The following is a 24,936-nucleotide window of genomic DNA, read 5'->3' on the forward strand; positions in this document are numbered from 1 at the left end:
TCTTACACTGGTGTTACTAAGCAATAATCTTAGAAATAACACCAGCACCAACTGTTCTACCACCTTCACGGATAGCGAACTTAGTACCTTGCTCAAGAGCAACTGGAGCGATAAGTGCAACATTTACTTTAACATTATCACCTGGCATAACCATTTCAGTACCTTCTTGAAGTTGAACTGAACCAGTTACGTCTGTTGTACGTACGTAAAACTGTGGTCTATAGTTGTTAAAGAATGGAGTGTGTCTACCACCTTCTTCTTTAGTAAGAACATAGATCTCAGCTTCAAATTCTGTGTGAGGAGTAATAGAACCTGGCTTACAAAGAACCATACCTCTTTGTACAGCGTCTTTGTCAATACCACGGATAAGAACACCACAGTTATCTCCAGCAAGACCACAATCCATCTCTTTACGGAACATTTCAACACCAGTTACAGTTGTTTTCTGAGTATCTTTAAGACCAACGATCTCAACTTCATCAGCAACACATACTTTACCTTGGTCAACTTTACCAGTTACAACTGTACCACGACCTTGGATAGTAAAGATATCTTCGATTGCCATTAGGAAATCTTTATCAGTTTCTCTTTTTGGCTCAGGGATATAAGAATCTACTGCAGCCATAAGCTCTTCGATTTTTGCTGACCACTCACCAAGAGTACCAGATTTAGCTTCTTCAAGTGCTTGGAATGCTGAACCAGCGATAATTGGAGTATCATCACCTGGGAAATCATACTCTTCAAGAAGTTCACGAACTTCCATCTCTACAAGCTCTAACATCTCTTCTTTATCTTCATCATCAAGTTGATCTTCTTTGTTCAAAAATACAACGATATATGGAACACCTACTTGCTTAGAAAGAAGGATGTGCTCTCTAGTTTGTGCCATTGGACCATCAGTAGCAGCAATAACAAGAATAGCACCATCCATTTGAGCAGCACCTGTGATCATATTTTTAACGTAATCAGCGTGACCTGGACAATCTACGTGAGCGTAGTGTCTGTTTTCAGTTTCATACTCAACGTGAGAAGTAGCAATTGTAATTCCTCTTTCTCTCTCTTCTGGTGCATTATCGATTGCATCGTAATCCATAAGTTCAGTATCACCTTTAACAGCAAGTACTGCTGTAATTGCAGCTGTCAGTGTAGTTTTTCCGTGGTCAACGTGACCAATAGTACCGATGTTAACATGCGGTTTCGTTCGTTCAAATTTTTCTTTAGCCATGCTTTTCTCCTAGCGTAAATGTTTTATAAAGGCAGTATTATACCCAAATCTTCTTAACCTATTATTACCTATATGGACAGAACTATTACAAAGATGTAATACTTTTGTCCATACCTGGTACTGGAGCCCATAGTGAGACTTGAACTCACGACCTCTTCCTTACCAAGGAAGTGCTCTACCCCTGAGCCATATGGGCGTTGTACATATAAAAATATATACTCTATAATGAATGTTTTTTGTTAAAGTCATAAATGAATAAATTAGGAAAGCTTTAATATGTGAAGTAATTTCTGTTAAGTACATAATTCACACAGCTCCCAGTTTATGGAGCGGGCGAAGAGATTCGAACTCTCGACAGCCTGCTTGGAAGGCAGGAACTCTAGCCACTGAGCTACGCCCGCGTCATTTATGCGACTTAACAATTTATGGTGGTGAGTGAAGGATTCGAACCTTCGAAGACATAGTCAGCAGATTTACAGTCTGCCCTCGTTGGCCACTTGAGTAACTCACCACTTATTTTGTTTGTCATACTTACTGGTACAAACACTGATAATTATATTTCTATGGAGCTGGTGAAGGGACTCGAACCCCCGACCTGCTGATTACAAATCAGCTGCTCTAGCCAGCTGAGCTACACCAGCACCATCATTAAAAGTTATTACACTTAAAATGGACGGGAATTATAGACAAAAACATTTTAAATGTCAAGGGTTATAGTAAAATTCTTTAAAATTCTTTTTATTTTAGTATTTTTTACTAAAATACATTCATTATATAAGGAAAACATATGAAAATACTATTGGCACCCAGTGAAACAAAGAGATCAGGAGGATCTGTGTCTTTTAATTTAAGCACACTCTTGTTTGAATCACTTTTACCCCACCGTACCAAGCTTTTACATACCTACATCAATATTTTACAAAAAGGTGACATGCAGGTACTCTCTAAAATGTTTGGACTTAAAAAAGAGTCTGACATACTCAAATACAAAGAAGATATTATACATGAACTTACCATGAAAGCTATAGAACGCTATACGGGTGTAGCATTTGACTATCTTGGGTATGAGAAATTAGATGCAAACACGCAACACTATATAGACAGCCATGTCATACTCTTCTCAAACCTCTTTGGTCCCATCCGTGCTTCAGACCTCATCCCTGAGTACAAACTCAAACAAGGTGAAGCCGTAGGGGACATCAAGACTGAAAAGTTCTATAATGAACATTCTGCAGCACTTATGGAAGCATACTTGGCAGACGATGAGATACTTGACCTGCGTGCAGGCTTCTATGATAAATTTTACAAGCCTCAGAAGAACTATACAACACTAAAATTCATCAAGGATGGTAAAGTAATCTCTCACTGGGCAAAAGCCTACAGAGGCATCGTCTTACGTGAGATAGCTAAAGCAGGGGTAGAGACTCTTGAGGAGTTCATGAAACTTCCTATAGAGGGACTAAGCATCCAAGAGATACAAACAAAGAAAAATAAAACTGAAATTATTTATGAGATAGGCTAAAACATGAAACTACCAAGTGATGATGCACTCTATAAAATATTTATTTTCCTTCTTGTACTTATGGTGCTCCTTGGTATACTTTTTGATACAAATTACAACTAAGGAAATATCTTGAAGAAAAATCTATTTGAAATGGGTGCAGACTTTGGTGACGAGTGGAGTTCAGACAATAAGAGCAAACCTTCTAAGAAAGTTTCTACTGAGGTTAAAACACCAGAAAAACACCATCTTCACTTTGCTAAAGAGAAACGTAGAGGTAAGGTTGTCACCATAGTGAAACCTTTCTACTTAGACAAAGCAGCACTACAAGTTTTACTTAAAACACTCAAAAAGAAGTTAGGGACTGGTGGTACAGTAAAAGAAGATAGTTTGGAGTTTCAAGGAGACATCCCTGAGTTGTTATGTAAACACTTAGAAGCGTTAGGGTATAGATTTAAAAAATAATCTGTCCCCATTGCATTTATTTACCTATTGCCAAAGCATACAATACCATCTCATCATTTTCCACAAATGCATTGACCTCATCATCATAATACGCACCGATACCAGAGCACCCTATTCCAAGATAAAGTGAAGCAATATAAAGTCGATGTCCTATGATCCCTGCTTTTTGATAGAGTGCCTGATAGTTTTTGGCTTTTGATGTGAGAAAAAATACTACGGCACCTTGTGCAGAGAGGCTGTACTGTTCCAAAGAAAGATACCCTGCATGATGTCCAAAATCTCCATATTTAAGATACTCTCCATTTTTATAGAGTCCTAAGGGCATATCGAGTACACGATTTAAAACAACATACACAGAGACCTCTTCATCACAATCACTGAGTATCGGCTGATGTATGGCTTCCATAATGTAGTTAAACTGTCCTTTGGTGATGGCTCCTTCCTGAAATCCTCGTTGTGATCTACGTGTAAAGATCGTCTCTTGAAGCTTTTCAGTGCTGTAAGTAAACTTTGGTGCTTTGACTTCTCGTTTACATGACTTAAACTGTATTATTTTCATCGTTTCATGATATGCTTCTTCGATGAGAGGATTTTTTTCAAAGGTTCTACTTCCATCTATATAAGGGAGCTCAAACTCTATAGCAGATACTTCTTGTCCCCTCACAGGTACAGCCATAGAACATCCTGCTAAAAACCATTCACGTTCTTCAAAACCAAACATACGGTTAAGCTTTTCCCTGTCTATATTGTAAACTATCTGTAGAGCATGTGGTTTGAGTAACGCGCTGGCTTCTATGCTTCCTAAAAGATGTCCTGCATCCAACAGACAGTAACGAAAGGCACGGTTTTTGTATTTCCATGAAGACCTATAATAAATAGCTGACACAAGAAACAGATACCCTTTCATCGCACTCTTATAACCCAGGTAAGGTTCTAACCCTTCACTATCACTGATACTTTGAAGAAGTGTTAAAGAAGAAGAACTCACTTCATAATGATACACTCCATCATCTATACCCTCAACTCCACGTACTTGGAAATAGAGTTCATTGGGATACAGGGCACCGGCAGAAGGATTGATACGTAGATAATACTCTCCACTCGGATAACTCTTTTTAGCCGTTAGTCCAGCGATATGATAAAGAAAATTATCTTCCGTTTTATCCATATCCAGTTTATATTTTTTGTAGCTGTCCGGATAATTTTTATAGGTACTGGGCTGATCTTCCCATGAAAGTTGATTTGAGTTTGTTCGTACAGAATTGTACGAATGTTTTGTCATGTTATGGTACCAAAACATCAAAAACCTCTTTATGCTGTATCTTTAACTGTTCTATCTTTTTACATGCTGTAGTAAAAAGTTGTGCATGTTCTATCTCATCTGTGCATAACTGTTTATGTCGATCAAAAGAAGCGATGACCTTACGTGCTTTGTCATGTGCATTTTGTCTATCACGTTTTAAATGTTCAAAAGCGATAGCCCCGTTGATAAGCCCTTTGGCTAAATTTCTCAAGGGATGTTTATTTAAACGTAAAGGATGCCACGCTTCTTCCAGTACTTCATGTGCTTCAAAATATTCTTCTTCATTCATTAGTCGAAGATACTCTTTTAGAGCACCTTCTAAATCATTATTCATCGTGAGCATTATTTATGTACTACCTCTTTTATTTTATTTATCAAAACTGTAATATTTGTATCGTAAGAAAAACAACTGTTGACTCTGCAAGCAAGATACTTATCACTCTCTTCGGGTTTGCTTAAAACAAAAGGATACTTCATCGCTTCTATTTGCTTTCTACTTTTTTGCAACTTTTTGGCATTAGCTTTGATGATCACATCCCCCATCTTGAGACGTAAAAAAGTACGTAGTAGTTTAGGTGCTTTGGCAGGATTGGTTTCCAAGACCGCTCCACTCGCTTTGATAGTCTCTTTGACTATTTCATTGTAGTCCAGTTCCTCAGTTAAAGAGGCAAGTCTTACTAAATTTTCAAGCATGACACTTAGTGCAGAAGTATAATACCTGTCATCAAAGTCTGCCTCTGCCTGTATACCATCATCACTCAGGTACCATTGTCTGTTTTTATAAAACTTATGTATTGCCTCTTTTGCCAATGCTTCCAGTTGGATTAAGTATGTTTTATCATATGTTCTGAGATACCCTTCTATCATTGCATCCATTAAAAAGGCATAATCTTCAAGCAACCCTTCCTGTTTTGCAACTTTGCCTAAAAGCGTCTGATGATACAGCACATCCCCTTTTCGCATCAATTTTAAAAGTGCTTCCAGTCGCTGATTAGCTAATGAAAGATATTTACTATCAAGCTTTGAAGCAGAAAAAAGTGCTTTGATCATCATCGCATTCCAGGCAGTAATGATCTTGGTATCGATAAAAGGAAATGTTCTCTTAGCGCTTAATGCTCTTAAATACGCTTTGACTTCACACAATTTGGCTGCTACTTTGGTACTGGTAATATGCGTATGTGAAAACTCAATATCTATATTTCCATCTTCTTCAATACCTAAATACGCAAGTGCTTCTTCTACATCCTTACTTTTCAATCCCTGGGCAAGAAGAGCCTCTTTCACTTCTTCATAGCTATAGATAAAATATCCACCCTCTTCGCCATCACTGTCTGCATCACTGGCTGAAAGATACAAACCCTCTTTCATAAAATGTAATTCCATTTGTTCGATAGTCTCATCTACTACTTTTTTATAAAGAGGATTGGCTGTAAGTTCATACATACTCACATAAACAGGGATGAGTTCAGCATTGGTGTAGAGCATCTTTTCAAAATGAGGTATTTGCCAGGCTATATCGGTCGTGTATCTAAAAAATCCTCCTCCTATCTGGTCGTAGATGCCCCCTTCTGCCATCTTCTTCAGTGTAGTTTCTGCCATCAAAAGTGCTTTTTGGTTTCCCTTTAGTTTATAGATACTGAGTAAAAGCTCTATTTTAGAGGCTTCAGGAAATTTTGGCCTTGAAGCAAAACCTCCATTTTCTTTATCAAACTCTGCAGAGATCTCATCTAAAACTCTGTCCATCACTTTTAAGGTCAACTTTTCTTTCAAACTCTCTTTTGCATTGCCTTTGAGTGTTGCTTCTTTGTGTTTATCTACAAGTGCTTGCAGTTGCTTGGCATTTTCATGCTGTAGCCTGCTAAAAGAAGGAAGCATGTTCATCATCCCTTTAGAACCATATCCCTCTTCTATAGGAATATACGTAGCCAAGTGAAATACCTCTGCCCTAGGAGACATAAAAATACTCAGAGGCCATCCTCCTCGCTCTCCATGCATAGCCATATAGAGCTGTTGATACTTTTTATCCAGCTGTGGGAGTTCTTCTCTGTCTACCTTGATAGAGATATAATTCTCATTGAGTGACTTTGCCACTGCATCATCAGTAAAACTCTCCTCTTCCATGACATGACACCAGTGACAAGTGCTGTACCCTACGGAGAGAAAAATAAGTTTATTCTCTTTTTCTGCTTTTTCAAATGCCTCTTTTCCCCAAGGATACCAGTTGACAGGATTGTGTGCATGTTGTTGCAGATAGGGTGAGTCTTCTTTGATAAGGGCATTGGTGTAGTTGTGTTCTGCCCAAAGAGCTGTCATTAAAAAATAAAATATGATTAAATACTTCAAAATAATTCCTTTATTCTATTATTCACTAAGCCATATGATTTTAGCTATAATAATTCCAATATAGCATAAAGTAGTACGTAATGACACAAAAAGAAAAAAACAGTATTAAAGAAAAAATAGAAAATAATCTTATCCAACTGGAAGAACAGATCAAGATACTTAAAGAAAAAGTCAAACCCATAGCTCCAGATTGCTCACTGGGAAGACTGACACGCCTGGAAGCCATGGGAGAACAACATGTCAACAACAAAGTCCTAGATGAATCTGAAATACGTCATACAAGACTCAAGAATGCTCTTTTACGTGTCGATAAGCCCATGTTTGGTATTTGCATAGAGTGTGAAGAAGAGATAGGCATAGGACGTATGAGTGTACGTCCTGAGAGTGTGAGATGTGTGGAGTGTGCTAATAATATATAAAGTGCGTTAGCAAACGCACCCTACAAGCTCTCAATATTACCAACTACTTTCCCTACAATGGTTACTTCGTCCGGAGCTAAAACTTCTGGAGAATAAGCTTTATTATCAGAGATCAACTCTACCATCCCATCTGCTCTCTGCCGAATCCGTTTGATGAAAAGTCCAGCTGTAGTAGAAGCAATGAAGATACCATCTTTATTGATATTGGTTTGGGTTCTATCGAGAAAAACGATAGAACCATCTTGTAAAGTAGGCTCCATAGACTCACCATCCACATGAATCGCTTCAAGCTCTGTATTCCCCAACCCTACCATATTATGCATGATCTTCTCATCTAGTGTGATGGTTTCAAAATCTTCATCAAAACCATAAGCACCTCCTCCGGCACTTGCACGAATATCCGCAAAATAACGTACTTGAAAAAATTTGTCTGTTTCTGCTTTGAGCATGTCAACTGCCTGATCAAAAAAAAGCCAGTTCACTGAGATCTTCTTCAATGCACAAAACTCCAATATCTCTTCATAAGGAATAGAGTTTCTTTTTTTCATCGTTGCAAATGTAGCCTGTGGGATATTCAATGCAGTTGCTACATCTTTATCAAAGACCTTAGTTCCTACTTTACTTTCAGAGAGTACATCTTTCAGTTTTTCTATAATTTCACCTAAAATTAACATTTTTACTCCTTCTTTTTATTATATCTTCTTGAAAATTGGCCAAGCCTATCTTTCAATTGCCCGCAGGAAATACCCTTGGGGTGCATCTCACTAAAGCTTTACCTTTGGTAAGAAAAGAGCCAAAACGACTCTTTTTTACATATATATAGGTAATTATATGCTATTTTTCTTAAAAGTATGACAATTTGACATATTTTTAACTTATTTTTTAGTTTTTATGTACAATTTGACAGATATTAAATAAAAAAGGATTTCAAATGGTTTACTCAAAAAATAAAGAATTACTAAGTTATGCGATCAAAATGGGATGTAAAACAGCAGCAGAGTTTGCAATGTTTTTAAGAGCAAGAGAGTCTATTCTCGCTCTTTAGTGGACTAGCCAAAAAGTAAAATGCTTACCTCATCACCGATCTCTTTAGAAGTATCATTTTCTGAAGTGACAAGAAGTGCAACATTGCCAAGCATATTGGTAAGGATGGCACTTGAGCCGACTTTTTTATCTTTAAAGTCAATATAGTACTCTCCTTGTATAAGAGAGATGTTACATGCCGTGAATTCAGCTTTTTTGGCACGTTTAATAAAAGCTTCTTTGAGTATGGCTTTTACTTTACGAAGTGAGCATTTTCCTTGTTGTAACTTTTCAATAAGCGGGACAACATAGAGTAGCGCTGTAACAGTAGAAGAGTAAGCAAACCCAGGTAATCCGATGATAAACTTATCACCTTTTCGTGCCACCATAATATGCTGTCCAGGCTTCACACGTACACCCTTAAACACTACATCACAACCAAGTTCAACAATGACATCTTTAACAAAATCAAAATCACCTACACTCACACCACCCGTAGTCACAACAATATCACTTTTTTCTAAAGCATCAGAGACAGCTTGAGTAATGTTCGCTTTATCATCTTTGATACAACCCAGTTGCATAGGTACACCATCATATTTTTTGACAATAGCCTCTAAGATATAGTTATTTGAAGAGCGTATTTGTGCATCATTTGTTTGTTCTTCACCCAATTCAAGTAACTCAGATCCCGTTGAAAGTATAGCAACGGTAGGTTTTTCATACACAAGCACATTTGCTATATTTAAACTCGCCATTACGCCTATCTGAGGAAAATCTATTTTCGTACCTTTAGGAATGAGAAGCTGCCCTTTGGCATAATTCTCCCCAACTTCACGTACAGAAAAACCTTGAGGTACTTCTTCTTTGATGATGATTTCATCACCATCCACTTTTACATTTTCTATGGGAATGAGCGTATCAGCTCCATGAGGCATAAGAGACCCGGTAAATGTTTTAATACATGTACCTCCTATAACTTCTTCTTTTAGAGCAGAACCCGCAGGGTTTATGCTTCCTACTTTTAATGTACCCAAAGTCATATCTTCATGGATGATCGCATAACCATCCATTGCAGAGGTAGGGAACTCTGGTGAATTATGATCAGCTACAACATCTTCTGCCAATACATACCCTAAGGCATCAACAAGGTAAAGTTTTTTTGTTTTATAATTATTTATCTCAAGATTTTGTATCATCTCTATTGATTCATTAAAATGTATCATGCTAATAATCCTGACCCGTCCATAGGAGTACTTCTGTCTTCTGCATAAATTCGTTTTCCATTTTTCACATCATACTTCCATATAGGAGCATTGGCTTTAAAATCTTCAACAAATTCATCTATGAGTTCTAGCGCTACTCTACGTTTAGGTGAAAAAACAGCTGAAACATACGAAGAGGTATGTACCGGTACATCACCTATAGAGTGAGCCATTTTTACTACTGCACCCAGTGCTTTGGCTTTCTCTTGCCACTCATCAAACCACTTTTGAAGCACAGGCTCATAGATGTCAAAACTTAACGCTTCTATATCATCTTCAGCACGTATAGTCCCTACAAAAGGGATGTAAGCCCCATAATTTGATTCAGCCTGTTCATCAAGCCAACGTCCAAATATCTCTTTGGTATCTAAAGGACCATTATAGAGTTCCATTATTCAGCCACCACACACAGGAGGCAAGATCGAAACTCTATCACCATCTTTGAGTACTGTGCTTAAATCATTTACCATTGTATCATTCAATGCTACAGCACATTTCTCCAACCAAGAGCTAAGTTCGTGCTCCTCTTTGAGTTTAGCAGCTACATCTGCAAGCGTTGCTGCTTCCATCTCCATAGGTGCTTTACCAATGGGACCTAAAAATTCTACTTTTACCATGAGAAAATTCTCCTTCATAATGACGCGATTATAAAAGTTGTTTGCTATAATTACGCTTAAATTGGATTTGAGGAGTATACCATACATGTTATTTGGATCTATCTCATATCTCAACCTACTTCCTTTTCAACTCTTTCTAAAACGTTACATCAAGAACAATGCTGCCAAAATGAGTTTCAGATATAAACGTGCTGTCCCCTCACAGATCAACAAAGCCCTAAAAAGAAGAGAGGTCAATGCTGCATTTATCTCTTCTGTAACCTCAGCTAAGTGTAAATGTACCAATCTAGGCATCGTTGCACATAAAAAAGTCTATAGTGTTTTACTTTTAGAGGGGGAGAGTCAAATTGACCCGGCTTCTGCTACTTCCAATCAACTGGCACGTGTTTTAGACCTTGAAGGAAAAGTGCTTATAGGTGACGCGGCACTTAAATATTATCTTAATGGAGGAGAGGGGATAGACCTGGCTGAAGCCTGGTATGAAAAAACTGGATTACCTTTTGTTTTTGCTAAACTTTGCTACAACAGACACGAAAAAACTATTCAAAAACTGGCAAAAGATTTTTCCCATACCAAAGTTAAGATCCCTCAATATATTTTAAAGCAGGAAGCAAAAAAACGAGGAATTACACCAAAACAACTTACTTGGTATCTTGAACATATTTATTATAAGATGGATGATAAAGCGGAGAAGTCTTTGAAGTTGTTTCTGAAGAAGAGTAAAAAGGTATAACCTTTTACTCTATTGTTGCTATTGCTTTCCCAATACGAGAAACCGTCTCATCTATACCCAAGATAGCCATGATCTCATCAAGCCCTGAGCCTGTCATAGAACCTAAAAGACTTACACGAAGAGGCATACCTATTTTTCCAAAACCTATCTCTTTAGTTTCAACAAGTTTGTCCATTACTTCATGGTAATCACAAGGAAGATGTAATGTTTTATCCCAACTTTGTAACATCTCTGCAAAATCACCTAAAATCGTTTTGGCTTCACCCTTAAAGGCTTTTCTTGAAGATTTTTCATCATATTGGCTTGGTGTAGTAAGAATAAGGTTGATCTGTTCTGCCAACTCGACAAGTGTTTTACCTCTCTCTTTGGTTGCATCAAGAAGCAACTCCAATTTATCATGTCCTTCTATAGAAACACCATACTCTTTAAGCAACACAGCCAATTTCTCATTTGGCATATTTTTGATGTAGTGGGCATTGAGCCATAATAATTTATCCAGGTTATAGTTTGACGAAGATTTGTTGATATTTTTAGGGTCAAAAAGTTCTACCATCTCTTCAAGGCTAAATATCTCCTGGTCACCATAACTCCAACCAAGACGTACCAAGAAGTTCAAAAGTGCTTCTGGCAAATACCCTAAAGTCTTATATTCCATCACATCTGTAGCGCCATCGCGCTTTGAGAGTTTCTTGCCTTGTTCATTATTGATCATTGCAACATGGTAAAAGTTTGGAAGTTTAAATCCAAGAGCATTATAGACTACAATTTGCTTAGGTGTATTGTAGAGGTGGTCATCTCCACGAATGACATCTGAAAGTCCCATAAGTGCATCATCTATGGCAACAACAAAGTTATAAGTCGGAGCCCCATCAGCTCTTGCGATGACAAAATCATCTACTTCAGATACTGCGATATTTATCGCACCTTTGACACCATCCACAAAAAAGATAGTCCCTTCTTGTGGTGCTTTAATACGAATAACCGGTTCAACACCTTCAGGTGGTGTACCTGTAAAATCACGATAGCGTCCATCATAACGCGTACGCTCTTTTTTAGCCATCTGTTCTTCACGTAAAACTGCAAGCTCATCTTTACTCATGTAGCACTTATAGGCTTTACCCTCTTCAAGGAGTTGGTCAATATATTTTTTATAAAGGTCAAAACGTTTAGACTGATATACTACATCACCATCATGACTCATACCTACCCATTCAAATGCTTGAAGGATAGCATCTTTCGCCTCTTCAGAATTCCTGGCTATATCTGTATCTTCTATGCGAAGTAGAAACTCGCCTTTATTATGTTGTGCACAAAGCCAAGAAAAAAGTGCGGTACGAAGCCCACCAATGTGAAGATAACCTGTAGGAGAAGGAGCGAAACGTGTAACTGTCATAAAAATGCCTTAATATTGAGTCTAAAATAAATTAATGAATTGTATCGAAAATGTGGTTAAAAGGGATTATATTGAAGGAGGTATGCAGAAGAACCAAAGCTCTTCTGCATTTTAGTTTTTCTTTTTAGACTTAGCGTCTTTCTCTTTTTTACTTTTTAGTCTTTTTTATTTCAGAGGTTTTCTTCTTAGCTTTTGTTGTTTTCTAGATTCTTTTTTCTTAGTAGTTTTTTTTACTTTTTTTACATCCGCACTGGACTTCACATTATTTCTAACATTTGCAGAAGTCTGTTCACCGATACCTTCAACCCTTTGAAAATCTTCAAATGATTTAAACTTTCCTTTTCTTCTCTCTTTTATGATCGCATCTGCTTTCACTTCACCGATGCCATTAATCTCCATAAGCTCTACTTTAGATGCATTATTGAGTTGATTTAAACTCATACCAAACAGTATCGACGTTGCAAAAACTAAAAACCCTGCAATTATTTTTTTAAACATTCTTTTTCCCTTTGAATAATTTACTAAGACCTCAAGTGAGGCACCTCAAATGTAATGCAAAAAATTATAACATAATACAGATACATAAAGTCTATTGTGATAAACTTTCCTTAAAAAAGGACAAATATGAGTCAACTGGAATGGTCTATTCTTGGGGCATTTATTATTTCGTTTGTTCTACAATTTCTAATGATTCATTTTTCCCATAAACACAGCTTTTTTATTGATTGTCATATGGAAGAAAAGCCTCAAAATTTTCATGATCTCGCTACATCCAGAGCAGGAGGCATCGGTATATTGTTTGGTATGATCTTTCTTCTTTTAACCCCTTTGGGTTGGAAACTTCTGCTTTCCATCTTGCTTGCATTTTTAAGTGGTATCTTTGAAGACTTCCATCGCTCATTAAACGCAAAAACCCGCCTACTCCTGCAATTTATTGCTGCTGCAGGTGCTGTAATGCTGACAGATTCTGTTGTTACTTATCTGGGTCTTGGTCTCTATCTTCCTTATTGGGTGGGTGTAATATTCAGTATCTTTAGTATCGTAGGATTAATGAATGCTGTCAACATCATTGACGGGTTTAATGGGCTTGCTTCAGGTATCGTATTGCTGATCCTGCTTTCATTCAGTATCGTAGCCATACAAGTAGAAAATCATGAGATTCTGCAAATGTCTATGATCGTTGCTTCTGCTGTACTTGCCTTCTTTTTAGTAAATTTCCCCAAAGGGAAGATCTTTCTGGGAGACGGTGGAGCCTATTTACTGGGTTTTATTTCAGCCCTTACAGGAATATTTATGGCAAGTAATTACAATGAAGTCAGTCCATGGTATATACTTGCGGTATTGATCTATCCTGTTTGGGAGGTACTCTTTTCTATTGTCAGAAAAAGAAAAGCCGGGCGATCCCCCATGGAGCCAGATGCCTACCACCTGCATATGCTCATCTTTAGACATATGACACATAACAATCCTTTAACTGCAACCGTCATTGTAATAGGTGTCGCCCCGTTTATTCTTATCCCCACACTCTATGCAAACAATTCAGGAGCAAATCTTCTTACTGTACTTCTTTTCGTCATTTGCTACACGCTATTTTATCGATACCTCTACAAAAAAGAGTCTACTGTATAGAAGTACACTCTACCTTATATTTTAAGTTTATATATTTTACTATAAGGTGATGACACAACCAATTCAAAAAGGTTTTTATCATATTTCTCCAGCATAAACATTTGTACATAAGTTGAATTAAACGTTTCGCCGTCCATCACCACAAAAGTACCATAACTCTTCATATAGACAATGGCATACTCTCCATCAGCATGGTAAAGCTGAGACTGAAGTTGCACCTTACCTTGTTTTGTATTTTGTGTAACAATGAAATTCTTCACTTGCTTTTTCTGCTGACCAAGGGTGATCTCACCTTTATTCGCATCAAAAGTAATACCATTTCCAAAAGCAATAACACCCTCTTTATTACTTATTGCATTGGTAGGATAAAATGAAATTTTTCTCTCTGCTTCTCCTGTGGTTAAGTCTAAATTGCCAAAGACTGCTACTGTAGGGAATATCCTTAACATACGGTAAGGAAGATAAAGATAAATATCTCTTGTCTTCTTGGGAAGTTTATAGGCTCCATCTTCTAGTTCAGATAGAAGTAAATTTGGATCAAGCTGATCTTCTTTTCCATTTTTAAACATAGTATCGGCAACATTAGAATAGTTGGCATCTACATAAGTCTCAACAGCCAAACGACTTAAATTAGCCGCAAACTCAGGTAAGGATGTTTGCATGATCTTGGAGATAATAAAATTATCATTTTGATGCTTTCCTCCATCAATAAGTGTATTTGTATTAGAGTAAAACCAAATAGGATATCCATAATCCCACCATGTAAGGGTATAATCTTTATCATTGGCTATCTTATCAAGCTTTACCAAATCCTGTACTTCAGCTTTATTGAGTACTGTTGGGACCTTGTATCCAATGATATGTGTAATATTTGGGTAGATCATCGCAGCCGTTGCAACTACAACAAAAGCATACTTAAGTCTCTTCTCCTTGAAAAGATCACCTAATACAAAAAAGAGATATACAGCAGATATTGCAGCTACAGGCACAGCGTAAACTGTAAATCTAAGCCCTCCCCATAATGCAAAGGCACCTATACCAATAAGCGGCAATGCCAATATAAAAGCTCTATGTCTCATGACTAAAACAATATATCCAATAAATGAAACGACCACTCCTATCTGTGAACCTGAAATACGATTTGCAAACGTTTCAAAAGGAATCTTCCCTGCTTCTCTAATAGTTTGCCTTACTCCATAAAAATGCAAACCTTCACTTGCGGTACCAGTGGAGATATAACCCATAACCTTGCTTAATATCAATCCAAATACATTTCCAAAATACATAAATAGGAGGAAAAGGATACCTGAAACGATCATCAATTTCTTCTGTTCAATGTTCGATTTCTTCAAAAAAAGATACAACACAGTTAAAACACCTATTTTTACAATGTAATTAACTGGTGCAACCAAAGGAAAATGAACCAGTGCAACAAATACTAAAACCATAGAGATGTAAGTTGTTCTATCATGACGATGGTAGAACATCATATAAAGTGCATAAATGATACCCATTGCGTAAACAATAGATTTCCCAGCATCATACAAAAATGGATAAAGTGCTATCGCAATAGCAGCATACAGGGCAGATCTTGGAGTAAAGTCCATTGTACTTTTCATTAAAAAATAAAGTATAAACATTGGTGCCATAGCAGAGAACATATCCGTATCATAGTACCCTGTCATAGTTCGATTATAATAACTCCAGGCGATAGACCCAAGCAGTGCAGCAAAAAAGCCCCAAAGTGCCTGATTGTACAACCTTGCTATTAAAATAATAGGTATGACCACCAAACTGGATATCACCGTAGGCATATAGAGGATGATTGTTTCTAGGCTAAATGGTGTGATCTTTACAAACAGTACTGTGAAAAATATAATTCCATTAGCCCACATATTACGTATTCCCGGGTTATCTTCATGTAACCCATAAAGAATATTTTGTGCCCCTGCCGCCCAAGTATAACCATCATTGGTATTGATCATTAATTGACCATTCCAAAGAAACTGATCATTCCCTTGAAACTGATACACCCATATCATACGTATTGCAAAACTAAAAATATATGCCAACCCCATGAGAAGTAACAAATACTTAAGGGGGACTTTTTCTTTGATCTCGTGACTATTTTGCATCATTTCCTCTATTGATCTTATTTTTTGTATCTTAAAATACTTTTGTAAGTATACCATCCAAAACAGTAGATAGCTTTATGTAAAGGTAGTTTTTCAACTTCCCGATAAAGTTTCCAATTATATTTACTTGCAAGAATTTTATTGCTAGAAACTGAAGCAGTGCGAACTCTATAATAGGCCAATTGTTCATCCAATCCATATGCATAAGAAATTTTTTTCAGAATTGTCAACCACAAAGCAAAATCCTGACGCTTGAGAATATCAGGCATATACACTTTCCCAAGCTTTTGTGTATCATACATCGCTGTCAAACACCCGATAATGTTTTGTTTCAACAACTCATCATAGTCAACCCTAAAAGGTACATGGAGTTGATCAATAACCATGCCGCTTTGTTCATCAATACGATCATAGCCTGTAAAACTCAAGGGAATATCCTGCTCTTTCATAAAGGACAATTGCTTTGAAAGCTTATCTGGATGCCAAAGATCATCACTATCCAAAAATGCGATATAGCGCCCTTTCGCTTCCCGAATACCTCTGTTTCGTGCAATAGCCGGACCACTGTTATTCTCTAATGAAATCAATTTGATCTTTTTACTTCGTTGCATATAATCTTCAATGATCTTGTTGGAATTATCCGGGGAGCAGTCATCTATAATGATCAATTCCCACTCTGTAAAAGTTTGATTGATCACAGAATCAATCGTTGCAGGTAAAAACTGCTCTGAATTATAAGAGGGCATAATAACCGATACTTCTATATTATCCATGAAGACTCTTTTCAATGAAATGCAAAAATTGTTTCTGTTTTAGATAGTCATGTTTCCGAGCATGCTCATAGAGTGCAAAACCATCAAACAATGTAGTTAGCATTTTTCTTATTTTTTGTGCAATATCTTCAACAGTACCATCACATTGGTAACCTGTCACACCATCTTTGACAGCCTCTGTCATACCTCCGGTATTTCCACTGATTACAGGCAACCCATAAGCATTCGCTTCAATAAAAACGATACCATAACCTTCAATAGAACCATCTGCCTGATCATATACAGAAGGAAGCAAAAAGTAGTCGCTATTTATATAAAGTTCCTCTTTTTGTTTTTCTGATACAGCACCTAAAAGTTGAACTTCCTGGCTTAATGATAATGTCTCAACTAAATTCATAAGTGTTTCTTTCTCTACGCCTTTCCCTGCAATATAATATTGAAATTGTAGCCCCTCACTCTTCAGCTTGTGCAGTGCAAAAAGCACATGATGAATATTTTTACGTTTTACAAGTCGGGAGATTGTCAAAAAAACAGGTATTTTATGGACCTTTGTTTCAGGATATTTCTCCTCTATCTCTAAAAATGGATATTGTATAAGATCGATTTTACGTTTTGTAATTTGATAAAATATTTGTGCAACCGCCTGACTGTTTGCAATAAAATAAATTTGTGGCTGCTTGCATAGATAGTTAAGCCAAAAATTCTGAAACCTATTTAAATTGAGTATATCATTGCCATGTATAAAAATAAAAATTGTTTTCTGCTTTAGAAAGAGGGGAGGAATAATAAATAGTGTCATTTTCCAGGTTGCCAATAAATAGATTTGTGACTGTAACAACTGTTTGAGCTTTCTAAATGGATTATCCTCTTTATACGCATATACATCTATATCAAAATCGTGCAAATCCAGAAGTGTATGAACATAAAACATCCAATTTTGTATACCGCCTTTTTCTCTGCCAAACTCCGAGGTTACGATCAACGCTTTTTTCATCTCTTTTTGACTTTCAACCATAATGCCTTGAAGATACAGTTTGTACAATCAAGATACTTTTCAAATTTTCCGACACAAACACCAAACTCTTGATCAATAGATGCCAATGCTTTTAGCTGAATAATGACATAACGGTGATAAAATCCGCTGGAAAGTACACCATCAAGTGCATAATATGTCCAAAAACCACTATCGAATTTTGGAAGGATCTTCTTGAGATTTTGAATATTTTTTAAATAGATATCCTGAAAGTCACTATCCGTTTGGGATAATTCATATAAAGCTAAAACCGCTGAGATATATCCATTTAGTACCCCGTTCAATTGCTTTCTTGGATACTCTTCGTAGATAAAAACATCATCAAACTCTCTTTTGACACCACCATGACCAACATCTACTTCTAAAAAATCACAAGCTCTCTTGGCACACTTGAAATATTTATCCTCTCCTGTATAACGATATGCCCTGAGCAATGATGAGATTGCAAGTCCCTGAGCCATACCTGATGGCCACGGAGAAGGAAGATCACTGTATTTAGGGTTCTTATGTTCAATCCTCCATGATCCGTCATTTTCTTGATTCTCAACTAACCAATCGCAATGAAGCATAGCTTTGTTTACCCATATATTATCATCTGTTTTTCGCCAAGCTAACCAACAAGCTAAAGAGTACTGAGCCAACTCCAAAGGATGTAGATGGTATTTACCATCATACCCCTCAAAGAGATATATTCCCTCATTCGAAAAATCACCATCATAGTCCAATGCTTTTCGTGAAATATCATAAAAATAGAGATAGTGATCCTGCTCTCTTTTTAGTGGATCTGTCACGGGGTAGAGAATATGCCAATAATCATCAAATTTGCTTGTAAAGTATTGTAAAATGGTTATTGGTTTTCCATGGCTAAAGATATTCATTTTATTCTCATCATTTCCAAATAGATATGTGTCATCATTTCTACTTGTTTCTCAATAGTAAACTTTTCTTTTGCTTTTTCTATATTTTTTATTCGTACCTCTTCTAATTTTTGCTCATCATATGTCAAAACAGTTTTAAAAGCTTCAGCTAAAGCTTTTACATCATTTGGAGGTATGATGATATTTCCATAGCTATCATCTACAATTTCTCTTACACCTCCAACATCTGAAGCAATCAACACTTTGCCTTTTGCCAATCCCTCAAGCAGCACTGTGGGTAAAGAATCAGGTACAATAGATGTTAGGACAACAACATCTAGCTGATCAAGATATATTTTAATATTACTTATAAAACCTTGGAATTGTATATTGTTAAGTCTCTTTTCCATAACATACTGTTTAATAGATATCTCAAAACTTTCTTCAACTTTTGAGGCTTGTCCTACTATATCAAATCTTATATCTTTGTTGTCTAAATATTCAATAGCTTGTATATATAAATCTATACCTTTCGTTTTTGACAATGAGGCTATGTTAGAAAAAATCACTGTTTAATCCATTATAAACTGTCACTATTTTTTCTTTATTGACACCATGAGACATCCAATTATCCTTTACGGTATTTGATACCGTAATGATTTTATGTGAACAAAATCCAATATATCTATGTAAAATACTATAAACTAACCCATCTCTAATCTCATGAGAATGAGCTATAAACTTTATATTAAATATTTTTGCCCAAATTGCAAAATAAATATTAGATGTCAATGAGTTTGAATGAGCAATATCTACTTTATATTTATATTTCAGCTCATACATATATTTTGCAGAAACGATAAAATTTTTTATTGCTTGTATCAATGACATAAAACCTCTTTTTAATTTCATTTGATATTGTGTATTAAATACTACAACTTTGCACTCTCTACAATTTAAAGTATCTACAAATTTTGTATTTTTTGTATAGACAATTATATCAAATAAATTTTTATCCAACCCTCGTATCAACCTTTGCAATACTATTTCACCACCACTATAATTATCCATTACATTTATATAGCATATTGTTATTTTTTTCATTTGTTATTTTTTTCCTACTAATAAACTGGATTCCCATATTTTCTCATATTTAGTGATAAATTGATTTGCAAAACTTTCCCAAGTATAATTTTTCAATATATAATCCCTTGCATTTTTATCTACTTTATTTAAAATAATATTTTTAATCTCATCATAATCATCTATAAGATTTATTGAATGCTTTAAATATTCTATATCCTCTAAGCCATTAATTGCCAAGTTGTTCGCAATAATATTACACTCACAACTCATAGCTTCCAATAGTTTATTTTTAACACCTGTTCCTGTAGTCATTAATATCAAATAATACTCATATTTACTAATCTCTTTAGCTATATTATCTACTTCCCCGACTACGACAACATTATCTAAAAAAGCATAACTTTCACTTTCTCCTCTACCTACGATATATAATTTATATTTACAACCAATATCTTTTAAAACTTTACTCATATAAAATATTGCATCTTTATTTACTTTATAATCCAAGTTACCATGAAATACAAAACTTTTTTTTATTTTACCTACATTATATGATCTATATTTTTCGCTATCTACTCCATTTGTAATAATAAATTTTTTGTCAGTTTTATACCTATCATAATCTCTTTGTGTGACAGTATGTATCCATAAGTCTTTTTTTGACAATACATCCTCAATTTTTTTATAATAAAATTTTCTTAATTTCTCTCTTAGAGTATTTTCACTCATTGCTAAAGATGATGCATCTGTAGCTCCAATAACTATACTACTATGATAAAATGAAATATTCGAAAAAAATAAATGTGCTGTATGTATTACATCGTATTGTTTCATATTATATTTATCATAAAGAATTTTTACTTTATTTTTAGATAATGTAGTAGCATATTCATACTTGATCCTATTGATATTTTTTTCAAATTTTGAAAGTTTTATAGTTTCATAAAATATACTTTTGACATTATAAAAGTTATCTACGTTATCTATTTTATCTTCTAAAACTATCAATAGATCAACATAATTATTTTTTGATATATATTTTATGAGATTATAATATATTTTTGTAAGTCCATCTTTATCTTCACAAAAAGGTTCAAAGTCTAAGACATATAGTATTTTCACTTATCACCTTCTAATAAAGTCTTAACTGTATTCTCAATATTATACTTATCTTTAAAATATTGTCCTTTCTCTCTAAACTCTTGCTTTGTTTTTTCTAAATTAGTAATTAGATATATAAATTTCTCAAGTGCTGATTTTTTTTCGTTTGGAATATATAAGTAATCACTTAATTTATCTTTCATAATTTGTTTTGGACCTCCTATATTTGGAGCTAAACAAACAACTCCATTTGCTAATGATTCTATGACAACCATTCCAAAACTTTCATACTTTGAAGGAATAAAAACAATATCAATTGCATCAAATACTTCATAGTTATTCTTATTGCCTATAAAAAAAATATTACCTAAATCTATATTTTCAACTTTTTTTATAACTTTTTGTTTATACTTTATACTCTCTTGAGTAAATGCAGCATCACCTATAAAAAATAGTTGTAAGTTATTATATTTTATATTGAGTTCTCTAAATATTTCAACAGCGAATAACTGATTTTTTATATCTTGAAATCTACCAATCACACCTATATTAATCATATTAGTTTTATTTTGTTGAACCTTAAATTTATTAAGTTCTATACCTAAATTAATTAATTGTTTATCCTTATAATTGATATTATAAAAGATCTCTTCATTTACACAATATAAATTTGCCTTTTTTAATTTTAGAAAAAATAACTTACTATATTTAGGAATATCCCATAAACCATGACAAATAAATGAATGTTTTTTAATCTTTGCAAAAGGTAAAAATAAAAACTTTTTACCATAATTTATATAGTTATGTATTGCCAAATCAAATTCATGGGTCATGAATATAATTTCATATAAATTTTGTTTTATTTCAATTTTTAAATTATCTGTTTTGTTTATTTTATCAATAAACACTCCATGACTCGGAACAATGATTAATAGTTCATTATCCTTGTTTTTAGAAAGGTGATTTATCAAGTTTAAAAAACTTGTTTCTCCTCCACCTAATTCTGAAGTATAAAAAGCTGTAAATAATATTTTCACTTGTTTACCTTCCTTTTATATACATAAATTATCCACAAATATAATATTGGTTCTTAATATATTTTAACATACAAAATTATATTTTTACAATCAAAACACCTTCATACATTTATTAAAAACATAACTTTGACTATCATATAAACTTCAATACTTTTTTTAGTAACCATTACCCCACGATACTCATTTAATGCACCTATTTTAGTTGCATAATCTATATGCTTGACTTGAGAATGATACATATTTATAATTTCTTTTTTACTTTCGATTATATCACTTATATCTGTATAAAAATTTGGCAGTGGTAATGTTCCCCATATCTCATACATCAAAATATTTATATCTTTTTGTATTCTCTTTTCTTTAAATGCTTTTAGGATATGTTTACTTACTGCTTTATGGTCTGGATGTTGATCTAAACTATTTGGAATACAAATATAATCATATTGATTAAAGTTTATTGTTTTAAATATATCATATCCACTATCTAGTTTTGTATCCTCTATATCTAAAAATTTAAACTTATTTACTTCCAGTTTTTTCATAACAGAAATAACTTCATTCTTTCTTATCTCGATCATTTGTTTAGGCTCAATGTCATTATCTCCATATCTTCCATCTGTTAAAAATATCACATCGCACTGCTTAGCATACTTCAATAACAATCCTCCACATCCAATAGATTCATCATCAGCATGAGGTGCTAAAATAAGAATTTTATCATCTTCTTTTATCTCTAATGGTTCAGGATAGCTTGTCTCTAAATTTTTATAAAAATTAAATACTTTACTTATCACTTTTTTAAATATATTTTGTTTTAATTTTTTCTTTATTTTTTTTATCACTACAAACCACCTTTATACAACAATATATCAATACCAAAATTTACAGCAACAATACCTATAAAAAGTACCAATAAATTTTTCATATAGAGAAACTCTATCTTTTTATATATCAATATAAAACTAACTATCCCCATACTAAGATATGCTAAAATAGAGCCAACCAATGCACCCAATATTCCATACTCTTGAATCAAAATATAATTTAACCCTACATTTAAAATAGCTGAAAATAGTGTAATAAATATAACAGCTTTTACCATCTTATAGGCATGCAAATATCTACTAAAAAGTAAATAAGCAAAATAAAACAGTAAAATATCAGAAGTCAAATACATATATTTTGAAACTACCAAATACTCTTTTGTAGATAATATTAAAATAATATTATCAGAAAAATAGAATAAAAATAATTTATATACAAGTACTGCTAAAAATCCATAAAGCAAATAAGTAAATATATATTGATTTATCTCTTTCATTGATAAATTTTCACTGATCATTTTATTGTAATAGGCACTAAAAGAGTTATTGAAAGCTACAACGATAAACATAACAGTAACGCCTATCATTAAAATACTATAATAAGCTACAAACTCATTATTGGTAAGATTTGCCAACATTATTCTATCACTAGAAGTTATTACCCAAAAAGCAATTTGACTTACCTGTAATCCCCAGCCATAAACCAACGATTCTTTTAACACAGGTTTTATTTCAATAAATTCAGCACTATTAAGTGATGGGTACTTAAAAACATAGGTGTATATCAAATACATAGATAAAATACCTACTACTATTATCTCTATGATTGGTCTAGTGATTGCATACGGATAAATATTGATAAATAAATAGACACCCCCGACAAGAAAGATAGTTTTTATTGTCATAAATACTAAGTTTAAGTATGGTTTATTTTCTATTATCCAAACACTACTCTTAAGGCTATAACTAACCATCATTAAACTAGATATTAAAGTTGCCATAAACAACCAAAAATCAACTTTTAAAAGTTCACCTAAATTATAAAGTTTAGTATGAACAAAAGATAAAAACAATACTACAAAAATTCCTACAAAATTTACAATATAAAATATATACTTTTCATACAACTTTTTATCAAAAGATTCCTGCCACATACTATACCATCTAAACAAAGCACTATGTAAACCATTATAAATAAATAGCATAATCACACCTACATAGCTAACTGCTAACATTAAAGAACCATACTCTTTAGATGTTAAAGCAACAGTTAGCATAGGTATGATTATAAATCCACCTATTTTTTCTATCAATGATGTTGCGGATAAATATCCAGTACTTGAAAGAATTTTTTTTGTCATTATTTATTTTTAATTACATATATTAATAAATGAGATAACTGTCGTCTAATAAAAGAATTATTGGGTTTTCTAAGAAGTTTCCCCCATAGATCTAACCCTTTTTCATTTAAGTTAGTATCTAAATCTTTTACGCTTGTATTTTTACTTCTAAAAAAACTAAATCTTTTTAAAACTAATGGAATATTTTCTGGTACAACTTCACATATTTCAAACTTATCTGAATCAAAATATGATAAGAACTCTTTTTCAGTATAGTTATATTCAAAAAAATTTGATTCTATAGCCCTTTTCCCAAATAAAGTTCTAACTAAATTATTATTTTCTACTTTATTTTTTATAAAATGCATATAGTTGAATATTGTTAGATTAGGTATTGTTATATATGCAACCCCATCTTTTTTTAAAACCCTATGAATCTCTGAAATTGCTTTTTTTAAATTTTTTATATCTTCTAAATGCTCTAATACACCGTAAGATAGATAGACATCAAATGTATTGTCTTCAAAAGGGATATCGGTAACATTTCCATAAACAACATTTAATCTATTATCAAAAACTTTTAATTTTTTAACAGCTACTTCTGAATAATCAATTCCAACAATATCATAATCTTTTTTTTGAAAATAGTTTAACCATTTACCAAGACCGACTCCTGCTTCAAGTAATTTTCCATCTTTAGGTATATATTTATCATATAATTCCCAATACTCAGGATAATCTAGCTTTGATTGATTTCTTTCAATACTATCATCTTCCCAAACTTTATTCCATTGCTCTTTTACCTCTAATCCATAATTTATTTTAACTTTCATA

Annotated in this window: 26 protein-coding genes and 4 tRNA genes; 5 read left to right on the forward strand and 25 right to left on the reverse strand. The window is 33.9% G+C overall.

The window, feature by feature from the left end; translation table 11 throughout:
• Positions 1-16: 16 nt before the first annotated feature.
• From tuf to ACLHDG_RS13160, 5 genes are all read right to left on the reverse strand, one after another.
• Positions 17-1,225, reverse strand: coding sequence for an elongation factor Tu (tuf, locus tag ACLHDG_RS13140; protein ID WP_415406702.1), 1,209 nt, complete (start codon positions 1,223-1,225; stop codon positions 17-19).
• 121 nt (positions 1,226-1,346) lie between these two features.
• Positions 1,347-1,421: transfer RNA gene (locus ACLHDG_RS13145), tRNA-Thr, on the reverse strand.
• A 129-nt stretch (positions 1,422-1,550) separates the two neighbouring features.
• A tRNA-Gly gene (locus tag ACLHDG_RS13150) sits at positions 1,551-1,626 on the reverse strand.
• A 25-nt stretch (positions 1,627-1,651) separates the two neighbouring features.
• A tRNA-Tyr gene (locus tag ACLHDG_RS13155) sits at positions 1,652-1,736 on the reverse strand.
• Positions 1,737-1,789: 53 nt separating this feature from the next.
• Positions 1,790-1,866, reverse strand: a tRNA-Thr gene (locus ACLHDG_RS13160).
• Positions 1,867-2,012: 146 nt separating this feature from the next.
• On the opposite strand from ACLHDG_RS13160, the gene ACLHDG_RS13165 reads away from it, so the two are divergent.
• Together ACLHDG_RS13165 and ACLHDG_RS13170 are read left to right on the forward strand one after the other, a co-directional pair.
• Entirely contained in the window at positions 2,013-2,747 is a 735-nt protein-coding gene (locus tag ACLHDG_RS13165; RefSeq protein WP_415406703.1) for a YaaA family protein, read from the forward strand.
• 111 nt (positions 2,748-2,858) lie between these two features.
• The gene (locus ACLHDG_RS13170) at positions 2,859-3,191 is read left to right on the forward strand and encodes a translation initiation factor (protein ID WP_415406704.1); all 333 of its coding nucleotides are present in this window, start codon (positions 2,859-2,861) and stop codon (positions 3,189-3,191) included.
• Positions 3,192-3,207: 16 nt separating this feature from the next.
• On the opposite strand, the gene ACLHDG_RS13175 is transcribed toward ACLHDG_RS13170, so the two are convergent.
• From ACLHDG_RS13175 to ACLHDG_RS13185, 3 genes are read right to left on the reverse strand one after another with little or no spacing between them, the layout of a single operon-like run.
• Positions 3,208-4,491, reverse strand: coding sequence for a SagB family peptide dehydrogenase (locus ACLHDG_RS13175; RefSeq protein ID WP_415406705.1), 1,284 nt, complete (start codon positions 4,489-4,491; stop codon positions 3,208-3,210).
• Entirely contained in the window at positions 4,475-4,828 is a 354-nt protein-coding gene (locus ACLHDG_RS13180) for a DUF309 domain-containing protein (protein ID WP_415406706.1), read from the reverse strand. The genes ACLHDG_RS13175 and ACLHDG_RS13180 overlap by 17 nt, the downstream gene beginning before the upstream one ends.
• Before the next feature lie 8 nt (positions 4,829-4,836).
• Complete coding sequence (locus tag ACLHDG_RS13185) at positions 4,837-6,837, reverse strand: thioredoxin domain-containing protein (RefSeq protein WP_415406707.1); 2,001 nt, start codon at positions 6,835-6,837, stop codon at positions 4,837-4,839.
• An 80-nt stretch (positions 6,838-6,917) separates the two neighbouring features.
• Between ACLHDG_RS13185 and ACLHDG_RS13190 the strand changes: the two genes are divergently transcribed.
• Entirely contained in the window at positions 6,918-7,256 is a 339-nt protein-coding gene (locus ACLHDG_RS13190) for a TraR/DksA family transcriptional regulator (protein ID WP_415406708.1), read from the forward strand.
• Positions 7,257-7,276: 20 nt separating this feature from the next.
• Here ACLHDG_RS13190 and ACLHDG_RS13195 read toward each other — a convergent pair whose 3' ends face one another.
• The 4 genes from ACLHDG_RS13195 to ACLHDG_RS13210 all read right to left on the reverse strand — a co-directional run bounded on the left by ACLHDG_RS13195 (position 7,277) and on the right by ACLHDG_RS13210 (position 10,161).
• Positions 7,277-7,930 carry a LexA family transcriptional regulator gene (locus ACLHDG_RS13195; RefSeq protein ID WP_415406709.1) on the reverse strand — a complete coding sequence of 218 codons (654 nt, stop codon included), beginning with the start codon at positions 7,928-7,930 and terminating at the stop codon, positions 7,277-7,279.
• A gap of 375 nt (positions 7,931-8,305) precedes the next feature.
• Positions 8,306-9,505 (reverse strand): molybdopterin molybdotransferase MoeA, encoded by a 1,200-nt coding sequence (locus ACLHDG_RS13200; RefSeq protein WP_415406710.1) that lies wholly within the window; start codon positions 9,503-9,505, stop codon positions 8,306-8,308.
• Positions 9,502-9,936 (reverse strand): molybdopterin synthase catalytic subunit, encoded by a 435-nt coding sequence (locus tag ACLHDG_RS13205; RefSeq protein WP_415406711.1) that lies wholly within the window; start codon positions 9,934-9,936, stop codon positions 9,502-9,504. Before ACLHDG_RS13205 ends, ACLHDG_RS13200 begins: the two co-directional genes overlap by 4 nt.
• A gap of 3 nt (positions 9,937-9,939) precedes the next feature.
• The gene (locus tag ACLHDG_RS13210) at positions 9,940-10,161 is read right to left on the reverse strand and encodes a MoaD/ThiS family protein (protein ID WP_415406712.1); all 222 of its coding nucleotides are present in this window, start codon (positions 10,159-10,161) and stop codon (positions 9,940-9,942) included.
• 85 nt (positions 10,162-10,246) lie between these two features.
• Between ACLHDG_RS13210 and ACLHDG_RS13215 the strand changes: the two genes are divergently transcribed.
• Positions 10,247-10,894: an MqnA/MqnD/SBP family protein gene (locus tag ACLHDG_RS13215; protein ID WP_415406713.1), complete on the forward strand. Its 648-nt coding sequence runs from the start codon at positions 10,247-10,249 to the stop codon at positions 10,892-10,894.
• Between the two features lie 4 nt (positions 10,895-10,898).
• On the opposite strand, the gene gltX is transcribed toward ACLHDG_RS13215, so the two are convergent.
• Positions 10,899-12,287 (reverse strand): glutamate--tRNA ligase, encoded by a 1,389-nt coding sequence (gene gltX / locus ACLHDG_RS13220; RefSeq protein WP_415406714.1) that lies wholly within the window; start codon positions 12,285-12,287, stop codon positions 10,899-10,901.
• A 165-nt stretch (positions 12,288-12,452) separates the two neighbouring features.
• The gene (locus ACLHDG_RS13225) at positions 12,453-12,785 is read right to left on the reverse strand and encodes a ComEA family DNA-binding protein (protein ID WP_415406715.1); all 333 of its coding nucleotides are present in this window, start codon (positions 12,783-12,785) and stop codon (positions 12,453-12,455) included.
• 126 nt (positions 12,786-12,911) lie between these two features.
• Here ACLHDG_RS13225 and ACLHDG_RS13230 point away from each other — a divergent pair, with 126 nt between their 5' ends.
• Positions 12,912-13,916 (forward strand): glycosyltransferase family 4 protein, encoded by a 1,005-nt coding sequence (locus tag ACLHDG_RS13230; RefSeq protein ID WP_415406716.1) that lies wholly within the window; start codon positions 12,912-12,914, stop codon positions 13,914-13,916.
• Between the two features lie 14 nt (positions 13,917-13,930).
• Here the strand turns inward: ACLHDG_RS13230 and ACLHDG_RS13235 are convergent, their stop codons facing one another.
• The 11 genes from ACLHDG_RS13235 to ACLHDG_RS13285 all read right to left on the reverse strand — a co-directional run bounded on the left by ACLHDG_RS13235 (position 13,931) and on the right by ACLHDG_RS13285 (position 24,935).
• Positions 13,931-16,051, reverse strand: coding sequence for an STT3 domain-containing protein (locus tag ACLHDG_RS13235; protein WP_415406717.1), 2,121 nt, complete (start codon positions 16,049-16,051; stop codon positions 13,931-13,933).
• A 17-nt stretch (positions 16,052-16,068) separates the two neighbouring features.
• Complete coding sequence (locus ACLHDG_RS13240) at positions 16,069-16,824, reverse strand: glycosyltransferase family 2 protein (RefSeq protein ID WP_415406718.1); 756 nt, start codon at positions 16,822-16,824, stop codon at positions 16,069-16,071.
• Positions 16,817-17,839 (reverse strand): glycosyltransferase family 4 protein, encoded by a 1,023-nt coding sequence (locus ACLHDG_RS13245; protein ID WP_415406719.1) that lies wholly within the window; start codon positions 17,837-17,839, stop codon positions 16,817-16,819. The genes ACLHDG_RS13240 and ACLHDG_RS13245 overlap by 8 nt, the downstream gene beginning before the upstream one ends.
• A complete protein-coding gene (locus ACLHDG_RS13250) occupies positions 17,815-18,735 on the reverse strand; it encodes a D-glucuronyl C5-epimerase family protein (RefSeq protein ID WP_415406720.1) in 921 nt (306 codons plus the stop codon). The genes ACLHDG_RS13245 and ACLHDG_RS13250 overlap by 25 nt, the downstream gene beginning before the upstream one ends.
• The gene (locus tag ACLHDG_RS13255) at positions 18,732-19,259 is read right to left on the reverse strand and encodes a glycosyltransferase family 4 protein (protein ID WP_415406721.1); all 528 of its coding nucleotides are present in this window, start codon (positions 19,257-19,259) and stop codon (positions 18,732-18,734) included. Before ACLHDG_RS13255 ends, ACLHDG_RS13250 begins: the two co-directional genes overlap by 4 nt.
• Positions 19,260-19,269: 10 nt before the next feature.
• A complete protein-coding gene (locus ACLHDG_RS13260) occupies positions 19,270-19,818 on the reverse strand; it encodes a glycosyltransferase (RefSeq protein ID WP_415406722.1) in 549 nt (182 codons plus the stop codon).
• Between the two features lie 3 nt (positions 19,819-19,821).
• Positions 19,822-20,922 carry a glycosyltransferase gene (locus ACLHDG_RS13265; protein WP_415406723.1) on the reverse strand — a complete coding sequence of 367 codons (1,101 nt, stop codon included), beginning with the start codon at positions 20,920-20,922 and terminating at the stop codon, positions 19,822-19,824.
• Positions 20,919-21,938: a glycosyltransferase gene (locus ACLHDG_RS13270; protein ID WP_415406724.1), complete on the reverse strand. Its 1,020-nt coding sequence runs from the start codon at positions 21,936-21,938 to the stop codon at positions 20,919-20,921. The genes ACLHDG_RS13265 and ACLHDG_RS13270 overlap by 4 nt, the downstream gene beginning before the upstream one ends.
• A 101-nt stretch (positions 21,939-22,039) precedes the next feature.
• The gene (locus tag ACLHDG_RS13275) at positions 22,040-22,780 is read right to left on the reverse strand and encodes a PIG-L deacetylase family protein (RefSeq protein ID WP_415406725.1); all 741 of its coding nucleotides are present in this window, start codon (positions 22,778-22,780) and stop codon (positions 22,040-22,042) included.
• Complete coding sequence (locus tag ACLHDG_RS13280) at positions 22,780-24,123, reverse strand: polysaccharide biosynthesis C-terminal domain-containing protein (protein WP_415406726.1); 1,344 nt, start codon at positions 24,121-24,123, stop codon at positions 22,780-22,782. The genes ACLHDG_RS13275 and ACLHDG_RS13280 overlap by 1 nt, the downstream gene beginning before the upstream one ends.
• Positions 24,123-24,935: a class I SAM-dependent methyltransferase gene (locus tag ACLHDG_RS13285; RefSeq protein WP_415406727.1), complete on the reverse strand. Its 813-nt coding sequence runs from the start codon at positions 24,933-24,935 to the stop codon at positions 24,123-24,125. The genes ACLHDG_RS13280 and ACLHDG_RS13285 overlap by 1 nt, the downstream gene beginning before the upstream one ends.
• Between the last annotated feature and the right edge of the window lies 1 nt (position 24,936).

Origin of the sequence: Sulfurovum iocasae (assembly GCF_047716765.1) — a bacterium.
In the GTDB taxonomy this organism is placed as follows: Bacteria; Campylobacterota; Campylobacteria; order Campylobacterales; family Sulfurovaceae; genus Sulfurovum.

Excerpts from the sequence above, each read along its gene's own strand:
- tuf (WP_415406702.1), bottom strand. The coding sequence starts at position 1,225 with ATGGCTAAAGAAAAATTTGAACGAACGAAACCGCATGTTAACATCGGT.
- ACLHDG_RS13165 (WP_415406703.1), top strand. The coding sequence starts at position 2,013 with ATGAAAATACTATTGGCACCCAGTGAAACAAAGAGATCAGGAGGATCT.
- ACLHDG_RS13175 (WP_415406705.1), bottom strand. The coding sequence starts at position 4,491 with ATGTTTTGGTACCATAACATGACAAAACATTCGTACAATTCTGTACGA.
- ACLHDG_RS13180 (WP_415406706.1), bottom strand. The coding sequence starts at position 4,828 with ATGAATAATGATTTAGAAGGTGCTCTAAAAGAGTATCTTCGACTAATG.
- ACLHDG_RS13190 (WP_415406708.1), top strand. The coding sequence starts at position 6,918 with ATGACACAAAAAGAAAAAAACAGTATTAAAGAAAAAATAGAAAATAAT.
- ACLHDG_RS13195 (WP_415406709.1), bottom strand. The coding sequence starts at position 7,930 with ATGTTAATTTTAGGTGAAATTATAGAAAAACTGAAAGATGTACTCTCT.
- ACLHDG_RS13200 (WP_415406710.1), bottom strand. The coding sequence starts at position 9,505 with ATGATACATTTTAATGAATCAATAGAGATGATACAAAATCTTGAGATA.
- ACLHDG_RS13205 (WP_415406711.1), bottom strand. The coding sequence starts at position 9,936 with ATGGAACTCTATAATGGTCCTTTAGATACCAAAGAGATATTTGGACGT.
- ACLHDG_RS13210 (WP_415406712.1), bottom strand. The coding sequence starts at position 10,161 with ATGGTAAAAGTAGAATTTTTAGGTCCCATTGGTAAAGCACCTATGGAG.
- ACLHDG_RS13215 (WP_415406713.1), top strand. The coding sequence starts at position 10,247 with ATGTTATTTGGATCTATCTCATATCTCAACCTACTTCCTTTTCAACTC.
- gltX (WP_415406714.1), bottom strand. The coding sequence starts at position 12,287 with ATGACAGTTACACGTTTCGCTCCTTCTCCTACAGGTTATCTTCACATT.
- ACLHDG_RS13225 (WP_415406715.1), bottom strand. The coding sequence starts at position 12,785 with ATGTTTAAAAAAATAATTGCAGGGTTTTTAGTTTTTGCAACGTCGATA.
- ACLHDG_RS13230 (WP_415406716.1), top strand. The coding sequence starts at position 12,912 with ATGAGTCAACTGGAATGGTCTATTCTTGGGGCATTTATTATTTCGTTT.
- ACLHDG_RS13235 (WP_415406717.1), bottom strand. The coding sequence starts at position 16,051 with ATGCAAAATAGTCACGAGATCAAAGAAAAAGTCCCCCTTAAGTATTTG.
- ACLHDG_RS13240 (WP_415406718.1), bottom strand. The coding sequence starts at position 16,824 with ATGGATAATATAGAAGTATCGGTTATTATGCCCTCTTATAATTCAGAG.
- ACLHDG_RS13245 (WP_415406719.1), bottom strand. The coding sequence starts at position 17,839 with ATGGTTGAAAGTCAAAAAGAGATGAAAAAAGCGTTGATCGTAACCTCG.
- ACLHDG_RS13250 (WP_415406720.1), bottom strand. The coding sequence starts at position 18,735 with ATGAATATCTTTAGCCATGGAAAACCAATAACCATTTTACAATACTTT.
- ACLHDG_RS13260 (WP_415406722.1), bottom strand. The coding sequence starts at position 19,818 with ATGAAAAAAATAACAATATGCTATATAAATGTAATGGATAATTATAGT.
- ACLHDG_RS13280 (WP_415406726.1), bottom strand. The coding sequence starts at position 24,123 with ATGACAAAAAAAATTCTTTCAAGTACTGGATATTTATCCGCAACATCA.
- ACLHDG_RS13285 (WP_415406727.1), bottom strand. The coding sequence starts at position 24,935 with ATGAAAGTTAAAATAAATTATGGATTAGAGGTAAAAGAGCAATGGAAT.